General features: G+C 66.1%; 17 protein-coding genes and 1 pseudogene. 7 read left to right on the top strand and 11 right to left on the bottom strand.

What is annotated here, in order from left to right:
• Positions 1-123: 123 nt before the first annotated feature.
• Positions 124-369, bottom strand: a complete 246-nt coding sequence (locus ACV7NQ_RS44165) for a hypothetical protein (RefSeq protein ID WP_463364931.1) — start codon at positions 367-369, stop codon at positions 124-126.
• Positions 370-585: 216 nt separating this feature from the next.
• Here ACV7NQ_RS44165 and ACV7NQ_RS44160 point away from each other — a divergent pair, with 216 nt between their 5' ends.
• The 5 genes and pseudogenes from ACV7NQ_RS44160 to ACV7NQ_RS44140 all read left to right on the top strand — a co-directional run bounded on the left by ACV7NQ_RS44160 (position 586) and on the right by ACV7NQ_RS44140 (position 2,894).
• Positions 586-915: a hypothetical protein gene (locus tag ACV7NQ_RS44160; RefSeq protein WP_463364930.1), complete on the top strand. Its 330-nt coding sequence runs from the start codon at positions 586-588 to the stop codon at positions 913-915.
• A 318-nt stretch (positions 916-1,233) separates the two neighbouring features.
• Positions 1,234-1,557 (top strand): annotated as a pseudogene (locus ACV7NQ_RS44155) (transposase); the annotation flags it as partial.
• Between the two features lie 515 nt (positions 1,558-2,072).
• Complete coding sequence (locus tag ACV7NQ_RS44150) at positions 2,073-2,249, top strand: hypothetical protein (RefSeq protein WP_463364929.1); 177 nt, start codon at positions 2,073-2,075, stop codon at positions 2,247-2,249.
• A 48-nt stretch (positions 2,250-2,297) separates the two neighbouring features.
• Positions 2,298-2,522: a hypothetical protein gene (locus tag ACV7NQ_RS44145; protein WP_463364928.1), complete on the top strand. Its 225-nt coding sequence runs from the start codon at positions 2,298-2,300 to the stop codon at positions 2,520-2,522.
• A gap of 162 nt (positions 2,523-2,684) precedes the next feature.
• Entirely contained in the window at positions 2,685-2,894 is a 210-nt protein-coding gene (locus ACV7NQ_RS44140) for a hypothetical protein (protein ID WP_463364927.1), read from the top strand.
• A gap of 86 nt (positions 2,895-2,980) precedes the next feature.
• On the opposite strand, the gene ACV7NQ_RS44135 is transcribed toward ACV7NQ_RS44140, so the two are convergent.
• The 4 genes from ACV7NQ_RS44135 to ACV7NQ_RS44120 all read right to left on the bottom strand — a co-directional run bounded on the left by ACV7NQ_RS44135 (position 2,981) and on the right by ACV7NQ_RS44120 (position 4,644).
• The gene (locus ACV7NQ_RS44135) at positions 2,981-3,271 is read right to left on the bottom strand and encodes a hypothetical protein (protein WP_463364926.1); all 291 of its coding nucleotides are present in this window, start codon (positions 3,269-3,271) and stop codon (positions 2,981-2,983) included.
• Positions 3,268-3,531: a hypothetical protein gene (locus ACV7NQ_RS44130; RefSeq protein WP_463364925.1), complete on the bottom strand. Its 264-nt coding sequence runs from the start codon at positions 3,529-3,531 to the stop codon at positions 3,268-3,270. Before ACV7NQ_RS44130 ends, ACV7NQ_RS44135 begins: the two co-directional genes overlap by 4 nt.
• Positions 3,532-4,231: 700 nt before the next feature.
• A complete protein-coding gene (locus tag ACV7NQ_RS44125) occupies positions 4,232-4,393 on the bottom strand; it encodes a hypothetical protein (protein ID WP_463364924.1) in 162 nt (53 codons plus the stop codon).
• Positions 4,394-4,446: 53 nt separating this feature from the next.
• Positions 4,447-4,644: a DUF6011 domain-containing protein gene (locus ACV7NQ_RS44120; RefSeq protein WP_463364923.1), complete on the bottom strand. Its 198-nt coding sequence runs from the start codon at positions 4,642-4,644 to the stop codon at positions 4,447-4,449.
• A gap of 61 nt (positions 4,645-4,705) precedes the next feature.
• Between ACV7NQ_RS44120 and ACV7NQ_RS44115 the strand changes: the two genes are divergently transcribed.
• Positions 4,706-5,005, top strand: a complete 300-nt coding sequence (locus tag ACV7NQ_RS44115) for a hypothetical protein (RefSeq protein WP_463364922.1) — start codon at positions 4,706-4,708, stop codon at positions 5,003-5,005.
• Positions 5,006-5,013: 8 nt separating this feature from the next.
• Here the strand turns inward: ACV7NQ_RS44115 and ACV7NQ_RS44110 are convergent, their stop codons facing one another.
• From ACV7NQ_RS44110 to ACV7NQ_RS44100, 3 genes are all read right to left on the bottom strand, one after another.
• Positions 5,014-5,418, bottom strand: a complete 405-nt coding sequence (locus ACV7NQ_RS44110; RefSeq protein WP_463364921.1) for a hypothetical protein — start codon at positions 5,416-5,418, stop codon at positions 5,014-5,016.
• Complete coding sequence (locus tag ACV7NQ_RS44105; protein WP_463364920.1) at positions 5,415-6,497, bottom strand: hypothetical protein; 1,083 nt, start codon at positions 6,495-6,497, stop codon at positions 5,415-5,417. The genes ACV7NQ_RS44110 and ACV7NQ_RS44105 overlap by 4 nt, the downstream gene beginning before the upstream one ends.
• A 139-nt stretch (positions 6,498-6,636) precedes the next feature.
• Positions 6,637-7,821, bottom strand: coding sequence for an FAD-dependent oxidoreductase (locus ACV7NQ_RS44100; protein ID WP_463364919.1), 1,185 nt, complete (start codon positions 7,819-7,821; stop codon positions 6,637-6,639).
• 93 nt (positions 7,822-7,914) lie between these two features.
• On the opposite strand from ACV7NQ_RS44100, the gene ACV7NQ_RS44095 reads away from it, so the two are divergent.
• On the top strand, positions 7,915-8,481 hold the full coding sequence (locus ACV7NQ_RS44095) for a TetR/AcrR family transcriptional regulator (RefSeq protein WP_463364918.1): 567 nt from the start codon (positions 7,915-7,917) through the stop codon (positions 8,479-8,481).
• Between the two features lie 306 nt (positions 8,482-8,787).
• Here ACV7NQ_RS44095 and ACV7NQ_RS44090 read toward each other — a convergent pair whose 3' ends face one another.
• Genes ACV7NQ_RS44090 through ACV7NQ_RS44080 form a run of 3 tightly spaced genes read right to left on the bottom strand, consistent with a single transcriptional unit; the run spans position 8,788 to position 12,574 of the window.
• The gene (locus tag ACV7NQ_RS44090; RefSeq protein ID WP_463364917.1) at positions 8,788-11,070 is read right to left on the bottom strand and encodes a hypothetical protein; all 2,283 of its coding nucleotides are present in this window, start codon (positions 11,068-11,070) and stop codon (positions 8,788-8,790) included.
• A gap of 56 nt (positions 11,071-11,126) precedes the next feature.
• On the bottom strand, positions 11,127-11,450 hold the full coding sequence (locus tag ACV7NQ_RS44085; protein WP_463364916.1) for a helix-turn-helix domain-containing protein: 324 nt from the start codon (positions 11,448-11,450) through the stop codon (positions 11,127-11,129).
• Positions 11,447-12,574 (bottom strand): tyrosine-type recombinase/integrase, encoded by a 1,128-nt coding sequence (locus ACV7NQ_RS44080; RefSeq protein ID WP_463364915.1) that lies wholly within the window; start codon positions 12,572-12,574, stop codon positions 11,447-11,449. Before ACV7NQ_RS44080 ends, ACV7NQ_RS44085 begins: the two co-directional genes overlap by 4 nt.
• Positions 12,575-12,637 lie beyond the last annotated feature (63 nt).

The raw sequence follows: 12,637 nt of genomic DNA, 5'->3' as shown, positions 1-12,637 counted from the left end.
ACACGAAAATCCCGTGAGTTCCCGCTGAAAGTCCTTCAGTCCGCGTGAACCCACGGGAGACATGCCGTTAACGATCGTGTCACCCGGTACATGAAGCCCGGTTTGGCCAGGTCGCTGCCGGGGTCACTCCTGTTCGGGCGTCGGTGTGAGGTAGCGGTGCAGTGATGTCTTCGGGATGCCGGTCTTGCTCGTGATCTCGCCGAGGCTGTTTCCCTGCTTGCGGAGCAGTCGGGCGTAGTCGATCTTGTCGTCGGGCCAGGCGGCGGGTCGGCCGATGTGGCGGCCTTTGGATTCGGCGACGGCGCGGGCGTGGGCGGCGCGTTCGGCGGTGAAGCCGCGGGCCGCCAGATCGGCCGACCGGTAGCCCACCCCGCCGACAGCATCGACTACGCGCGACTGCTGCGAGCTCAGGGCGCCACCCTCGGCCAAATCGCCGACAAGACGAAGATCCCCAAGACATCGCTGCACCGCTACCTCAGCCCAGCACCAGCCGCCCACACCACACCACCGCCGGACAAGGCCGAACCGGACGGCGAGATCACTCCCGCCGTATCCGACTCAGGACCGACCCCGGAACCTGTGCCTGTGCCTGTGCCTGTGACCCCGGCGACGGTCGATCCGGCGACCGTGACCACCGAACGCGACCGCTCCACCGGCGCCTACCGGATCTTCGCCGCAGGTATACAGATCGGGCGAATCGCCCGCGAGAACCGCATCCGCGCGGCGAAGTGGCAGGCCTACGACGAGACGAACCACCCCATCCCACGCGGGCCGTGGAACACCGTGCGTGAGGCGGTGGTCGGGTATCTCGCCTCCGAGAAGAACGAACAAACCTCCCAGGGTCCCAGTAGTTTTCGCGCAGAATCCAACGAAGCTCGCAGTATTACCTGGTCAGGGCGTCCGATTGAAGCCTAGGAACCCAACAGGCACACGTCAGGAAACCCTCTACGGGACTCCAATCTGACGCAGCTTCCCACTGCGGAGCACGTGGCGTGTAGGTGTACCCCAACCGGACGGCATTGGCTGGGTCGCCCGACGCCGAACCCAAACGCGATGGTGCTGTCGGCCGTGATCGCGGTCGTTGCCGCGCGGCTGAGGCCGCTGCGCACCACCCGGGCTCCGGTCGCCCGGCCAGGGGCGTTTGAAGCTGGCGGGTACGCCGCGCGGGGGGTTCGGAAGCGTAGATGCGTGTCAGCGGTGATGACATTGGGTGGACGGTGGTCGATTGTGGAGATCAATACTATTGCCCTGTCGTTGTATTCACGCGGCATGACGACTCGTGATATCGAGGCGCATTTCGAGGAGGTGTATGGGGCGCAGGTGTCGCGGGAGCTGATCAGCAATATCACCGAGGTCGTTGTCGACGAGATCAAGATGTGGCAGTCGCGGTCGCTCCACGAGATGTATCCGATCCTGTATATCGACGGTTTACGGCTGCGTGTCAAGGACAACGGGATCGTGACCACCAAGGTGGCCTATCTGGCGATAGGCGTCGATCTCGACGGCCGTAAACACGCCCTGGACTGCTGGATCCAGGACACCGAGGGCGCGAAGTTCCCGCGCCTGCTCGGTGACATAGACCTCCCACCTTTGCGCCGCAAGGTGCTGTCGGTCGTGATCGCGGCTGTCGCCGCGCCGCTGACGCCGCTGCGCACCGCGGGTCCGGTCGCCCGGCAGAGGCGTTGCAGCCAGCGGGTACGCGTGGGGTGGGGCTGACCGGAAGCACAGATGGGTGTCAGCCGTGACGACATGGGTGGCCGTGGGCCCGATTCTGGAATTGTTCAAGAAAGCAATTGCAGGAGGGTGGACATGATCGAATCGCCAGAAGTCACCGAAGTGGTCACCGGTGAAGACGTTACCGAGGGGTTCACCGCCGTGCGGCCGGCCGAGTAGGAAGTACGGCTGATGGGGGGCCACAAGCCCATTGCAGGAGGCGGGACCGGATCAAATCCCCGTATGTCACCGATGACCAGGACATACCTGCCGGCCGAGACTTGCACAGGAAATGGTGGCGGGAACAACTCGCCGACCGGGCGGCGCGATATGCCATCGACGAAGGGGAAGGTGCGCTGATGGGGTTGTGGTCGGCGACGGACACCGATATCGGCTTCGCTGCGCGCCGCCTTGGAATTGCTGATGTCGTCCGCGAGTACGGCGAGGACGCAGTCCGCGCACGGATCACCGAGTTGCGGGAGGCCGGGCTACATTTCGCTGCTACCACCATCGAGGCCGAGCTGAACCGCTGTTGACCAGGACCCGACGCCAGGAGGTGCCCGACGATCACCACCCCGACCACCATGCAGGCGTGGGAGCAGCGCCTGCACGTGGATTTCGCCCGCGTCCAGCAGATCGCCACCCAGCTCGCCGCAGCCGCCTCCGAGCACGACCTCACCCCCGGTGAACTGCACGCGACGCTGGATCGCAGCGACACCATCCGCGCCGAGTGGGAACACGCCCCCGCCGCCGCACGGCAGGCGTGGGCGCGACTGGAGACACCACCGGCCGCAGGAGATGCGCGATGAACCTCGCCATCAACACCAGCCGCGAACCCCGCGGTGAGCAGCTGCAGCACTGGGGTGATCCTCGACGAGCTCCTTCATCCCAGCGACGCCTACGACCAGCCGGCGCCCGACGTCGGAGCGACCCGGCGAATCCCAGCGGGGGCTGGGGGCTGTGATTCCGCGATGGCACCTGTCCACCCGCCGAAGCGCATCCTGCATGTGCATATCGAGTCCGGCGCGTTGAAGCTGGATTACCAGGCATCCGCCGAACAAGCCCACAACGTGGCCGACGAGTTGGCAAGCGGCCTTTCGGAGCTGGGGTTGGTGGTCACCGTCGACGACGACGTGAGTCCGGATCTGCCGTTGCTGCCGTGCGGCGATCTGTGGGACTAGCGATAGCAGATTCCTTGTACCCCAACCGGACGCGATTCCGATTCCAACGAGGGCAGTGGCTCACTCACAGACGCTGCGGGATCGGCTCACGCCGCGATGTGGCGCGTGACGAGAAAAGTCACGCTTAGCAACCGTTTCGACGGACCGATCGTTTTGTTCTGTTGATTCGGTGGAATGCCGAGCACCGTTGCGCCGCTGGTGGTTTCATGTGCGGCTGTGCGTGGTGAGGGCGCTGTCGAGTACGGCCGGTTCCCGGCGTTGTCGAGGGTGAGCCGGAGAGGTTCTTCCACCTGGACGACGAGGACCGCAAGCCGATCGCCGACCGGCGTCGCGATCGGGCTTGTCGTTGTCGTCGGGTTCGGCGTTGCTGTCCTCATGCAGGGCCGTTCTTGCCTTTGCCCTTCCCGCCGCCCTTCTTGCCGTCCCACTTCTTCTTGCCGTTGCCGCCCTTCTCGCCCTTGCCGCCCTTCCCGCCGTCCGTGCTGGCGCCGTCCTTCTCGTCCTGGACCAGCACTATGCCGCCGCCCGGAACGTGGCTGGCCCCTGGTGGTGTCGCCGCGGCGACACCGGCAGCGGTGCCGAGCGCGGCAAGGGTGAACAGTCCGGCCAGCGCAGCGGCCGCGGTTCGGTGAATCATGGGTACCCCTTCTCGAGTGGAATGTGGCGTGTACTGATCAACAGAGAAACCCTATGCGAAGAAGGCACCCTGACCAGGGACGTTGCTGACACATGTTCCTCGCGCCCCGTGGTCGCCGCCGCCCGTCAGTGGCCCAACCGTGGAAGACACCACCACCGCCGCAAACCCGAGAATCTGCGCCGCTACTTCAAACCGTCACCGGCGGCCATGCGCGGCATCACCAGCCTCCTCGGGCCGGAAGCCGACCGCCACTGACACGGCGCGGTCGTTCATGTACCTGGTGACACGATCCTCAACGGGGCGTCTGACCTGGGCGATCAGCTTCGTTTGCCGCTCCTGACACGATCCTTAACGGCCCGACACCGCCGACCTGACACTGGCCGACGTCATGTTCGACCACCTGACCCAGGGCGGGAACGTCGACGAGGTCACCGCCACGATCGCCGAACGGACGGTGGGCGATCTGGCCGTCGGGTCCGACAGCCACCCACCTCACCGGCCCCGATGCCCTACCGGTTTAGCCCTCTACCGCAGATAAATCGCGGAGTCGGCACCGCCCGGACGAGGCATCTGCCCAGGTCAACCCGGACAAAACAGAGATCTGGCGGCCCGCTTGCCGTATTCTTCACGCTCCGTGAGCGCATGTACGCGCTCGTAGACGTACCTGCTCAGGATGGTCTGCGCGTGATTGCCGTAGCTGTCATTCCACGCCCCCCGTCGCGAAGCGCTCGACGAGTTCGGCGTCCCGGAGCAGTTGGGTCCGGGTATCTCGCCGGTCTTTGAAGTACGCGAGCGTGCCGACGATCAGAGTTGCGACAGCTCCCACTACGCCGACGACGAGGGTGACAAGTTCCGCGGGCACAGACGACAGTTTTACGCCGACGTGTCCATGGGAGGTGTTCGCCCCCCGCTCGGTCAGGCGGCCATGCCCGCAACGTCGAACAGCGTCAGCTCCCGCGCGGCCTGGGCGCGCAGCTCGGCGCGCTCGCGGGCCTCGCAGGTCGGGCCGATGCGGCGCGCGACCGAGTCCGGCGACACGAGCCAGCCGTGGCAGCGGCGTTCCCTGTCAAGTCTGGGCGTGTTGCAAGACCGGGGGTGACGAGAGATCACCATCGGCCGCTCAGCTGCTAGATAGTCCGTCTTTTCTGTCGGTGCCGGATCGTATGTTGGTCGCGTGACCGATATTGCTCCGCTTGCTGCTTCGACTCGGGCAGTGTTCGGTGCCCCGGGTGTGCATGCCGTGGTGCGGGCCGGGCGGACGGTGCATGCGGTCAGCCTCGGGCAATGGGTCGAGGACGAGGAAGTGCCCGAGCTTCTTTGTCACACGGGTGTCGCGGGGTGGTCGCCGACGGCCCTGGCGCCGACGCGAGCGGAAATCACCTGCGCTCGATGCCTGCGCCGGATCGGCGCGGGCACCACTGCGCTGCGGCAACTGCTGTTGTTCGGCGATGACGAGGTTCAGGCCGCCGGATAGCGCAGACATCAATTCATCTCAGGGTTGATCGGGATGACGGTCCGGCTGCCGATGCGGCCGGATTTCTGTGTGAGGCGGTCGTTTTCGACGGTGAGGACGTTGACGATCCGTGCGAACGCTTCGACGGATTGTTCGAGCTCGTGGATCTTCTTGCGGGCTTCGGTGAGTTTGCGCTGGGTGGATTCCAGCTCGTCGCGCAGCTGCTGTTCGCTGGCGGGGGTGTGTCCTTGCGCGCGGACGCGGGCGTAGAACTCGTCCTTGAGGTCGGTGTGACGGTGGGTGAGGACGTGCCGTTTGACGTCGGCCTCGGCGGCGAGGGACACGACGGTCAGAGCGCCGTCGGATCGTAGCGGGGTGCCGGCCAGCAGCCGGTCGATCGCGGCGCGGATCTGGCCGCGTTGGTCGGTGGTCATCGTGGCTCCGGATCGGTGGTTGTGATGCGGGTGCGGTCGTGGGTGTCGGCAAGCTCGATCAGTGAGGCGGCGCGGTGTTTCAGCCGCTCGGCGACGGGCTGCGGAACGAGCGGCGAATCAGCCTGGGCGCGGATCTGGTCTGCCGCTGTGCGCAGTTGTCGGGCGTGGGTGTCGGTGCGGGCGATGTTCGAGCAGTTGGTGTGGCAGCGGTCCAGGCTCGGTGTTGGGGTGGGCCCGCTGGCGTTGGCGGGGTTGCAGAGGGCCTTGCCGGGGTCGTAGTTGCAGGCGAGGTAGGCGTCGGCGTTGTCGAACACGGTCAGCGCCGGATCCGACAGCAGGGCTTTGGCCTGCCGGGGTGTGGTGACCAGACCGTCGAAGCGGTCGTGCTGCTCGTGCGCGGCGCGGATCAGCCGCCGGGCGGCGGGCCCGGAGACGCCCTCTCCGTGGTCGAGGGCGTCGTGGACCTCGCTGAGTTGTTCGGCGACCGCGCGAGCGGTTTCCAGGTCCAGCAGTTCGTGGATGCCGTCGCGTTGGCGGGTGGCGTAGCCCTCGCTGATCACCGTGCGCATGTGTCCGTATTGGACCGCGAGGGCGACCAGGCCGCCGGGTCGGCGAGCGATGTGCCAGGCCAGGCTCCGCCGGAACCGAGCGGTGCCGATGTTGCCGTGTGGGTCGGCGGGGATAGCGACCCCGCGGCCGGGCCTGGTGGTGTGGTCGTTGACCCAAACGACGAATCCCTCGACCCACTGGACGACGGTGCCGCGAACCAGCGACCGGCCCTGCCTTTCACCGCGCTGGGTGGGAAACAGTAGTCCGGCAGGGCCGTTGAGGCGTTCCAGGACCCTGATGGCGGTGACCACGGGTGGAACTGCAACCCAGGGGACTTCGCGCAGCTCACCAGCGGAGCGATGATTGCCGTCGGCGTCGCGGGCGGTCTTGAAATGCCGTGCATGGATGAGATGACGACGGCCGCCGGAGCTGTCGTCGCGGCCTGGCCGGGGTTCGGGGCAGCAGCCGACTTCGAGGGCGAGTACTACTGGTGGAGGGGTGTTATTCCGGCCGTGCGCTATTCCCCGCATTGGCGGCCTCCTCGTCCTGTTCCACAGCGCGGGCGGCAAGGTAGTCGGCCCAGTCTCGTCCGGCAGTTGGACGCCGAGCAAGGCGGCATTGCGGCCTGGCGCCGGTGCCGAGAAAGGCATGCCCTCTCGGGCCACTCGGTCACCTGGATGTTTGGTTTGCGGCGGGGGTGGGTTTGCTGCGGCGCGACGACATTGCGGTCAGCCCGCCTATGACGCGGGCTGCGGCATTGCGGGTGGCGATTCCGGTTCGGCTGGCAGGCAGCAACATCGCGGCCCCGAGGCGATATCCGTTGAGCTTCGGTGCGACCACGGCGCGGTGGGTGGCCTCGTACCGGTTCAGGGCTGCGTATGGACTCCGGTCGCTTCCGGTGGTCCATGTGGCGAGTTCGGAGGCCAGGGTGTAGGCGCCCGCCATGGCCAGGGTGGAACCGTCGCCGAACAGCGACAGGCAGGATGCGGCGTCGCCGACCAGCGCGACACGTTTGTTGGACCAGCGGGGCAACCTTACCTGGCTGACTGAGTCGAAGTAGAGGTCGTCTGTGCTGCGCACGCGCTCGAGTAGTTCGGGCACTCGCCAACCCGCGTCGGCGAACGTGCCGGCGACCAGGTGTTTGTGCTGGTCGATATCGCGGAAGCGGAGATCGGCGATCGCCGTATGCCGGAACATGAATGCGGTGACGGCGTGACCTCGCGTCGGGTGTACCGCGACCGCTAGACCGGGTGTGTTGTAGATGAGCACCTCATTGTCGGCACCGAACGGCTCGTCGATCTTCAGGGTTGCGACATACATGCCCATGTGCCGAATGAACTCCACGTCCGCGCCGAACATCAGACGCCGTACGACCGAATGCAACCCGTCCGCACCGATGACCAGGTCGAACGGGCGTGGCGGTGCCTGCTCGAAGGTGACGTCTACGCCGTCGTCGTCCTGTTCGAGTGTGGTGATGGTGTCACCCCAAAGGAATTCGACGCCGTCGTGTCCGGCGTCGAGCAGGATGGATGCCAGTTCGGCGCGCGGCACCTCGACCTCGCGCTCGCCTGCCCCACCTGAGAACGCCTTCAAGCCTATTCGCGCGACCCGGCGACCGGAGGCATCGACGAAACTCATCTGCGCCACGTCGGAGGCGACCGCTCGCAAACGCGGCATGATCCCCATCTTCTCGGCGACCGCCACGGCGGGTCCCTTGACGTCCACCGGGTTCCCGCTGGAGCGCTGGCCGGCGGTTCGTTCCACCACGGTCACCTCGACGCCTTGTTGCCCAAGCCAGTACGCCACCGTCGCTCCGGCGACGCCCGCCCCGCAGATCAGAACTGTCCTACCCATGAGAACCTCCTCGGTAATCGGACGATTTTCGTCCACTTGTCGTAGAGTACGCTAAGCGGAAGAAATTCGTCCAATTGTGGTAGGGAGGTTGCAGTGACGCCCGACATGTTGCGGTCCGATGCCCGAAACAACCGCGAGCAGATCGTGGCAGCGGCTCTGAACCTGTTTCGGGGGCAAGGAATCGACGTGCCGATGAAGGACATCGCCGATCGGGCCGGGGTGGGTATCGGCACCCTCTATCGGCGGTTTCCGGATCGAGACACGCTGATCACAGCCGTGGCACACGCGCATTTGACCGGGCTGGCCCGGTCCGTCGAGGCTGCCGAGTTCGAGGAGGGCGCGGCGTGGCCCGCCCTGTGTCGCTTCGTCAGGGAATGTCTCGGCAACAGGCTCGGTGCCCTGGCCGCAGCCCTGGAACCAAGCCTGCATGCACGTGTCCAGGCCGACCCGGCCTTGCTTGAAGCGCGCGAGGCGGTCGGCGAGGCGATCACCCGGTTGACTCGCCAGGCACAATCGGACGGGCACCTTCGCGGCGACATCGACCCCCGGGACGTGGCGTTGATGGTGACTGTGCAGATCTACACCCGCCCGGAGGAATCGCACGCCGACGCTGTCGCCAGGATCGCGACGATCATGCTCGACGGCCTCCGCCCCGGGTAGCACTCCGGAGACGGCAAATCGGGGTCGACTCAACCGCACCCAGCAAATCCGCTGTGCAAGTACACGAAGGGTAACCAGCGGAGGGGGCCGAGGGACGCGCGGTGGCGATTGATCGGCTCAGGCCAATGCGTGCCCATGCCGCATGGTGCGCGCCCCACTACCGCCTCGGCCGATATTCTGACACCGGTGCGCCGCATCATGGGTCCACCACAGCGGCGGGTTCACTGGGGCCGCCGTCTAAGTGCCTGCCGCGCAACAGGATAAGCTTCGTGGTTCGATCATGTTCGATGCAGCCACGATCGAGGTTCAGCGTGACTTCTTGTCCTGTTCGGCCCCTCGGGCGGCGAGGTAGTCGGCCCAATCACGTCCGGCGTATCTGACCCATCGGATTGCGGTGTTGATGTGCATGCCCAGTAGGTCGGCGATGATCGCTGCGGGGAGATCGCCCGCGAGGGCCATGAGGGCGCCGTTGCGGGCGGGGCGCGCGCTGATGCCGTGCCGGTTGAGGCGATTGGTCAGGCTGTGGTTGTCGATGGGCTGGCCGGGAACTCGGCCGGGGAACAACCACCATGGAGCGTCTGGCCCGTGGTGGATCATGAGCCGCATGGATGGTCGATCGGCCAGTTCTTCCATGATCGCGCCGAGGCGGGGCGGCAGCAGGATCGGATGGTTCCCGGTCGTCAGATAGGTGTTGCCATCCTGTGCCACAACATGTTCCGCGCAGAGGTGGCGGATCCGCTGAGCCTGGAGCCCGAACAGGAGAATGAGCGCGCCTGCCGCGCGGACGTCGATGGGCATGGCCCCGTTGTTGAGGCAGCGTTGCAGTAGTTGCCAGCGTTCGTCGTCGCCGAGCAGATCCGCTGGTTGCTGTCGCGGGATCGCGGCGACAGCAAGGCTTCGGGTGAGGCCACGATCGGCAGTCCATTTCAGGAAGTAGCGGATTCGGTTGCGGCGCTGCGTTGTCTCCTCGTCCAGCCAGCGATCGAGGTCGTCTTGGCACAGTTGTTCGAGCGTCACTCCCTGCCCGTCGATCCAGGCGAGCAGCTCAAGGGCGACAAGGACCCGGCGGCGCAGGTCACGCCCCGCAGATGTCGGGTGACGGCGCGCGGCTGCGCGGTTGCGTGCCCGCCGCAGCAGAAACCAATGCAGGAATGGACGGACCAGGTTCGCGTGCTCGGGCGGTTTGTCAGCGAGGTGGTGATCGAGCCATGCCGGAACACGTTCGAGGTCCTCGTTACGGCGCGCCAGTACGCCAGTCTCCACCATGACTTGCCGGATGTAGTGGGCACCGGCAGTGGGCGGCAGTTCATCGAGTAGGCCGTGACTCAGCGGCCGACCGTCGGCGACGATCTGCGCCAACAATTTCGCGTTCGGGCTTGCGTGGACCCATCGGATTGCTGTGAACGGCAGGCGGACTCGAGCGAATGCCTCGACGAGTGGCCGCAGCTGCGCGGAGACGACGCCGTCCGGGCCGGCCAGTAGCTTGTTGACGCGATCAGCGAGCACGCAGTAGGCGCATCGCCCGTTGCCGTAGGGGTTTCCCCCGCGTCCGCACTGGTGGCAGGTGTAGTCGACATCAATACCGGCGCAGGACCCGCAGACACCCACGCCGTCGTCGTCGCGGGCGATCAATGGCTGAGACGTTCGGCAGCGGGAGCATTCCGCCGGGGAACGCACGATTGCCGTGTAGCAGCTCTGACAGACCGGTCCGATCGGCCAATGCGCCATGACCGGGAGATCGCGCTCGCATCGGCAGCAGGTGACGCGGGGCCGTTCCTCGCGAGCGTAACAGGTGTGGCATATGGGTGCCCCGCTGCCGACCCGCTGGCAGGGGCGTGTGCGGCCGCAACGCGAGCAGATTGCGTCTGGTCCTCGATAGCAGCTGTCGCAGAGGTCGGGTTGGTCACCGGTTGCGTTGCAGGCGATCCGCGCCAGTCGGCCGCAACGTCCGCAGAGTCGGCGTGGCCGCCGATGCCGGTTGTAACAGAGATGACAGAAGGCGCCGTTCTCGTCGACGAGGGCGGCGGGCTTCACCTCGCCGCACGAAACACATTGACGGACGGGAGGTGTGCGACAGCCGATGCATAGTGCGCCGCCGTCCGAGAGCCGAACCACGGGGTTGCGCATGCGCCCGCATTGCGTGCATTCCTCGACGACTTGCGGGTCGACGCGGTAGCAGGGGTGGCAGATTCCGCCTTCGGAGCGGCGAGCCGCGATGCGGGTGTCGGTGCGTCCGCAACGCGCGCAGGTTGACCGGCGTGACTTCGCGTCGCAGGTGCCGCAGATCCTGCCCTCGGACCGAAGTTGCCGAAGGGTGGTGACTATCTTGCCGCAGTGTGCGCAGCCGGGACGGACCACTAGGTGTCCGGCGTCGTGCAGGACGTGGGTCAGCCGCAGCAAGACCGGCGGGCAGCGGGAATCACCGGAAGTGAGCGCATCCGGGTGGGCGTCGATGTGCCCGGTCAACTCCTCGAGGAACCGCGCCGCGCCACGCACCAGGATCGGCACCGCCGCCTCGAGGGCCGCCTTCGCGGTGTCGGCGTCAAGAGTTGGGACAGCGGCGGTCAAGTGCGTGACCGCCGAACTCATCGCGGCGTCCATCCGCGCGGCCTGTTGAGCCAGCCGGGCCGCTGTCGAGGGAGGTGTCACAGCCCCTGCGGCTTGCGGATCGACGTGCGCCGCACCGCAGGGCCTGGTCCGCGGCCCTCGCCCGCGGTCTTGCGGACCTCGGCGTTGACGGTCTCGATCTCGATCAAGTCGTTGGGCGTGCAGTCCAGGATGTCGCACAACGCGGCCAGGGTGTCCATCGACAGTCGCTGGGGTGGTTGGGTGACCAGCCGGAACACCTGCTCCCGCGACAGCGTGATGCCCCGTTCGGCCAACAGCGGCCCGAGGTCGGAGGTTTGGAACATGTCCTTGGCGGCCATGAGTCGGCGTAGGTTCCAGCGGTAGCCCATTTTCTTGATCACGGCTGGTCGTCCTCCCATAGGCTGTTGTGACGTTCGGTAAGCTTGCGTCGCAGCAGCTGGTTGCGATACTCATCGGAGACGCCGGTGTAAATCGCGGTCGAGCTGGCCGTGGCATGCCCGGCCTGGTCTTGTACGAATCTCTCGGGGTAGTCAAACTCCACGAGATGGGTAATCATGCTGTGCCGCAATGAATGTAGGTCCAACTCGACCGGCAGATCGGCAGCGTTTCGTGCGGCCTCGAAGGCCTCGTTCACGCCGCGCTTCGATAACCGGCCGCACCGTTCGGTCACCCATAACGCCGGATGCCCGCCGACCTCGAACCGGGGCCGGACCTCGGTGAGGTAGTGGTCGAAGACACCGACGATCCAGTCCATCTCCGGGACTGTGAACACGGTGCGCCGCTTGGGTGGACTGCCGTTGGACGATTTGCCGAAGCGAACGAACAACGCCCCGTAACGGCCGTAGTCCGGTGCCTTCGGGTTGCGTCGGAAGTCGGCCAAGTCGAGCCCCGCCGCCTCCTGGCGACGAAGACCGAAGGCGTACACCGTTTTTAGAAGCGCCGAGTCCCGCATCGCGGTCAGTGCGCCCTTGCGCCGCCGCTTTCGGATCTCGTCGACCCTGCCGTCGGCCGCATCGAACAGTGCCTGCACCTCCTCGTAGGTCAACGGGCGTCGCCCCGGACCGCCCTCGAACTCGGTGACGTGGGTGATGCTGTTGTGCTCGTGCAGAATCTGCCTCGGCGCCTGCCCGAACCGGTCCTGGCAGATCGCGAGCCATCCGTAGCGGCCGTCGCAGATAAAGTCGCAGAACATCCGCAGCGAGTTCTGATACTGACGAGCGGTCGAAACGGTAAAGTTCGGGTTGTTCGCCCGCACATGATCGAAAAATGCCTCCACCTCCGCCGACTGCCACTCCCACGGGTACTGATTGGAGAAGTCGGCCAGACGGCGCACCAGCGACAGCCGGGGTTTGATCGTGGAGTCCCACTTCAGGAAACGGGTGCGCTGCTGGCGCGCCCAGCCCTCCAACATCGCCTCGAACACCGCCGACTCCGGGTCCAAATGCACGACACCCTCAGCCAACACCAAGTGCGCTGCACCCGGTAGATCCGCCGCTCGAGCCACTCCAACCTCCGTTACATCAGATGCAACATTGTTGAACTCAAACCGCTCGAACGCAAGCCCCCC

The organism is Nocardia sp. Tas62D01 (assembly GCF_055232035.1).
The sequence above is the reverse complement of the archived record's forward strand: the minus strand, read 5'-3'. Positions and strand labels throughout refer to the sequence as shown.

Excerpts from the sequence above, each read along its gene's own strand:
- ACV7NQ_RS44100 (WP_463364919.1), bottom strand. The coding sequence starts at position 7,821 with ATGGGTAGGACAGTTCTGATCTGCGGGGCGGGCGTCGCCGGAGCGACG.
- ACV7NQ_RS44130 (WP_463364925.1), bottom strand. The coding sequence starts at position 3,531 with ATGATTCACCGAACCGCGGCCGCTGCGCTGGCCGGACTGTTCACCCTT.
- ACV7NQ_RS44150 (WP_463364929.1), top strand. The coding sequence starts at position 2,073 with ATGGGGTTGTGGTCGGCGACGGACACCGATATCGGCTTCGCTGCGCGC.
- ACV7NQ_RS44120 (WP_463364923.1), bottom strand. The coding sequence starts at position 4,644 with ATGGTGATCTCTCGTCACCCCCGGTCTTGCAACACGCCCAGACTTGAC.
- ACV7NQ_RS44110 (WP_463364921.1), bottom strand. The coding sequence starts at position 5,418 with ATGACCACCGACCAACGCGGCCAGATCCGCGCCGCGATCGACCGGCTG.
- ACV7NQ_RS44105 (WP_463364920.1), bottom strand. The coding sequence starts at position 6,497 with ATGCGGGGAATAGCGCACGGCCGGAATAACACCCCTCCACCAGTAGTA.
- ACV7NQ_RS44135 (WP_463364926.1), bottom strand. The coding sequence starts at position 3,271 with ATGAGGACAGCAACGCCGAACCCGACGACAACGACAAGCCCGATCGCG.
- ACV7NQ_RS44145 (WP_463364928.1), top strand. The coding sequence starts at position 2,298 with ATGCAGGCGTGGGAGCAGCGCCTGCACGTGGATTTCGCCCGCGTCCAG.
- ACV7NQ_RS44140 (WP_463364927.1), top strand. The coding sequence starts at position 2,685 with ATGGCACCTGTCCACCCGCCGAAGCGCATCCTGCATGTGCATATCGAG.
- ACV7NQ_RS44090 (WP_463364917.1), bottom strand. The coding sequence starts at position 11,070 with ATGAGTTCGGCGGTCACGCACTTGACCGCCGCTGTCCCAACTCTTGAC.